Source organism: Mesorhizobium sp. M7A.F.Ca.US.014.04.1.1, from assembly GCF_003998745.1.
Classification (GTDB): domain Bacteria; phylum Pseudomonadota; class Alphaproteobacteria; order Rhizobiales; family Rhizobiaceae; genus Mesorhizobium; species Mesorhizobium ciceri.
The window spans coordinates 1-3,465 of the sequence record NZ_RZRW01000588.1 but is presented as its reverse complement, the minus strand read 5'-3'; the positions used below and the strand labels follow the sequence as shown (position 1 = coordinate 3,465).

Genomic DNA, 3,465 nt, shown 5'->3' with positions numbered 1-3,465 from the left:
AGCTTGCCTACGCCGCGGCCGGCAGCTCCAGCGCATCGGCCAGTGCCATCAGGCCTGAGCTGCCGGGCACCTTCGGCATTCACCGCGACCGCATCGCCATCCTGATCGCCGGCGGCGACGACGCTTTCCGCACGCTGGCCGGCGGGCCGGAAGACGATACCGAGGAAGCCGCGGCAGCGGTCGCCGAGGCCGGCCTCGGCAAGGGCGACTGCCTGATCGCCATTTCCGCCAGCGGCACGACGCCCTATGCCGTGCGGGCCATCGAGGAGGCTGCCCGCCGCGGCGCTGCCACCATCGGCATCGCCAACAACAGGGACTCTGCGCTGCTGCGCCAGGCACAAACCGCCATCCTGCTCGAAACGCCGCCGGAACTGATCGCCGGCTCCACGCGCATGGGCGCCGGCACTGCCCAGAAGATCGCGCTCAACATGCTGTCGACGCTGACCGCCATCCATCTCGGCCATGTGCATGACGGCTACATGGTCAATCTCATGGCCGACAACATCAAGCTGCGCGACCGCGCGGCGCGTATCGTCGCCGCCGTCAGCGGCCGCGGCACGGACGAAGCGGCCCGCCTGCTCGAAAAGAGCGGCGGCGCGGTCAAGACCGCCATTCTGCTCGCCGCCGGCGCCGACAGCACTGACGCGGCGCAGAAGATACTGGAAGAGGCCGGCCAGAAGTTGCGGCCGGCCCTTTCCGCTATAGAGGGGAGCAAGGGCTCAAAAGCCTCTGTTCTCATCAAAACCGAACCTGAAAAAGGTCAACAGGGAGACTGAGCATGACAACGAAACTACTGACGGCACTGCTTTTGGGCACCAGCATTCTCGGCTCGGCCGGGTTGGCTCACGCCGACGACGTAACGCTCAACATCGAAAGCTGGCGCGGCGACGACCTTGCCATCTGGAAGGACAAGCTGATCCCGGCTTTCGAAGCCAAGAACCCGGGCATCAAGGTCGTGTTCGCACCGTCGGCTCCGACCGAATATGACGCCGCGCTCGGCGCCAAGCTCGCCGCCGGCTCGGCGGGCGACCTGATCACCTGCCGCCCGTTCGACAAGTCGCTTGAGCTGTTCAAGAAGGGCAACCTTGCCGATCTCTCGGCGCTGCCCGGCATGGAGAACTTTTCGCCGGTGGCCAAGTCCGCCTGGCAGACCGACGACGGCAAGGCGAGCTTCTGCGTGCCGATGGCTTCGGTCATCCACGGCTTCATCTACAACAAGGACGCCTTTGACAAGCTCGGCATCAAGGTGCCGGAGACCCGCGACGAGTTCTTCGCCGCGCTCGACAAGATCAAGGCCGACGGCACCTACATCCCGATGGCGATGGGCACCAAGGATCTCTGGGAAGCCGCGACCATGGGCTACCAGAACATCGGCCCCAACTACTGGAAGGGCGAGGACGGCCGCGCGGCGCTGATCAAGGGCGATCAGAAGCTGACCGACAAGGACTGGGTCGCGCCGTATGAGGAACTGGCCAAGTGGAAGCCTTATCTCGGCGATGGCTTCGAGGCGCAGACCTATCCGGACAGCCAGAACCTGTTCACGCTCGGCCGCGCCGCCATCTACCCGGCCGGCTCGTGGGAGATCGGCCTGTTCAACACCCAGGCGCAGTTCAAGATGGGCGCCTTCCCGCCGCCGGTCGAGAAGGCCGGCGACACCTGCTACATCTCCGACCATACCGATATCGGCATGGGCCTGAATGCGGCTTCGAAGAACGCCGATGCGGCCAAGACCTTCCTGTCCTGGGTCGCCTCGCCGGATTTCGCCACCATCTACGCCAACGCACTGCCGGGCTTCTTCAGCCTGAACTCCTCGCCGGTGAAGATGGAAGACCCGCTGGCGCAGGAATTCGTCTCCTGGCGCGGCAAGTGCAAGTCGACGATCCGCTCGACCTACCAGATCCTGTCGCGCGGCACGCCGAACCTCGAGAACGAGACCTGGGTTGAATCGGCCAACGTCATCAACGGCACCGATACGCCGGAAGCGGCGGCCAAGAAGCTGCAGACCGGCCTCGACAGCTGGTACCATCCGGCCAAGTAAGAGCTCAGGTAATGGAACCGGCCGGCGCACGCCTGGCCGGTTCCGGACTACCTCATTCAAAGTGCGCCTATTCAGATTGCGATTGTCGGCACCGCCTCCCGGCCTTACCCTCTCTTCGGGGAAGGCTAGCTGATCAGTCGCAGGCCTTTGTTCCTGCCGCATCGGCAGGAATGGTCGGGCCGTGCATCGAGGCATCATCTAGATCGATACCCTTTGGAACCGAGAGACGGCGGGGACCGAACTCATGGCCGCAGATATCAGACCGAAAAGACCGTTCCGCTGGCATATAGGCGTCTTCCTGGCGCCGGCGGTGCTTGTCTACACGGCAATCATGATCCTGCCGCTCGCCGGCACGCTGCAGCTCTCGCTGTTCCGCAACATCGAGCAGCACCAGGTCTTCGTCGGGCTGGAAAACTTCCGCATGCTGTTCGGCGATCCCAACTGGTCGGTGGGTTTCTGGAACGCGCTGAGGAACAACACCTGGTTCTTTATCATCCACATGCTGGTGCAGAACCCGATCGGCGTCATGCTGGCCGCGCTTCTGTCCAGCCCGAGACTGAGGTTCGCGGCCTTCTACCGCACGGCGATCTTCGTGCCGACCATCCTGTCCTTCGTCATCGTCGGTTTCGCCTGGAAGCTGATCCTGTCCCCGTTGTGGGGCGTAGCGCCGCATCTGATGGATCTCGTCGGCCTGAAAAGCCTGTTCACGCCATGGCTCGGCAAGGAACAATATGCGCTCACCGCACTCAGCCTGATTTCGGTGTGGCAGTTCGTCGGCATCCCGATGATGCTGATCTACGCCGCCCTGCTGTCGATCCCCGAAGAGGTGATCGAGGCCGCCGAATGCGATGGCATCACCGGCCTGGCGCAGTTCTGGAAGATCAAGCTGCCGCTGATCCTGCCGTCGATCGGCATCATCTCGATCCTCACCTTCGTCGGCAATTTCAACGCCTTCGACCTGATCTACACCGCGCAAGGCGCGCTCGCCGGGCCGAACTATTCGACCGATATTCTCGGCACTTTCCTCTACCGCGCCTTCTTCGGCTTCCAGCTGCAGGTCGGCGACCCCAATATGGGCGCGGCGATCGCCACGATGATGTTCCTGATCATCCTCGGCGGCGTCTGCGTCTATCTCTTTCTCGTCCAGACGCGCCTGCGTCGCTACCAGTTCTGAGGGGCCGAGAGATGAGCACCGCCACCCGTTCCGTACCCCGCACCATCGGCGCCCATGCGATCCTGTTGACCTACACGGTGATCGCGCTGTTTCCGGTGATCCTGGTGATCATGAACTCGTTCAAGTCCCGCGCCGGCATCTTCGGCGCGCCGCTGACGCCGCCGACGCCCAAAACCTTCGACCTGATCGGCTACACCACCGTCATCGGCCAGGGCGACTTCATCCACTATTTCCAGAACAGCCTCGTCGTCAC

General features: G+C 63.5%; 3 protein-coding genes and 1 pseudogene. All 4 read left to right on the top strand.

What is annotated here, in order from left to right; genetic code table 11:
- Nucleotides 1-776, top strand: a 776-nt coding sequence (locus EOA22_RS28095; protein WP_127390381.1) for an N-acetylmuramic acid 6-phosphate etherase, incomplete at its 5' end; no start/stop codon positions are given.
- A gap of 2 nt (nt 777-778) precedes the next feature.
- Nucleotides 779-2,038: an ABC transporter substrate-binding protein gene (locus EOA22_RS28090; RefSeq protein ID WP_013528574.1), complete on the top strand. Its 1,260-nt coding sequence runs from the start codon at nt 779-781 to the stop codon at nt 2,036-2,038.
- A gap of 244 nt (nt 2,039-2,282) precedes the next feature.
- Nucleotides 2,283-3,212 (top strand): sugar ABC transporter permease, encoded by a 930-nt coding sequence (locus EOA22_RS28085; protein WP_013528573.1) that lies wholly within the window; start codon nt 2,283-2,285, stop codon nt 3,210-3,212.
- Nucleotides 3,213-3,223: 11 nt separating this feature from the next.
- Nucleotides 3,224-3,465: pseudogene (locus tag EOA22_RS28080) on the top strand (carbohydrate ABC transporter permease); the annotation flags it as partial.

Coding starts and splice junctions, on each gene's coding strand:
- EOA22_RS28085 (WP_013528573.1), top strand. CDS start 2,283: ATGGCCGCAGATATCAGACCGAAAAGACCGTTCCGCTGGCATATAGGC.
- EOA22_RS28090 (WP_013528574.1), top strand. CDS start 779: ATGACAACGAAACTACTGACGGCACTGCTTTTGGGCACCAGCATTCTC.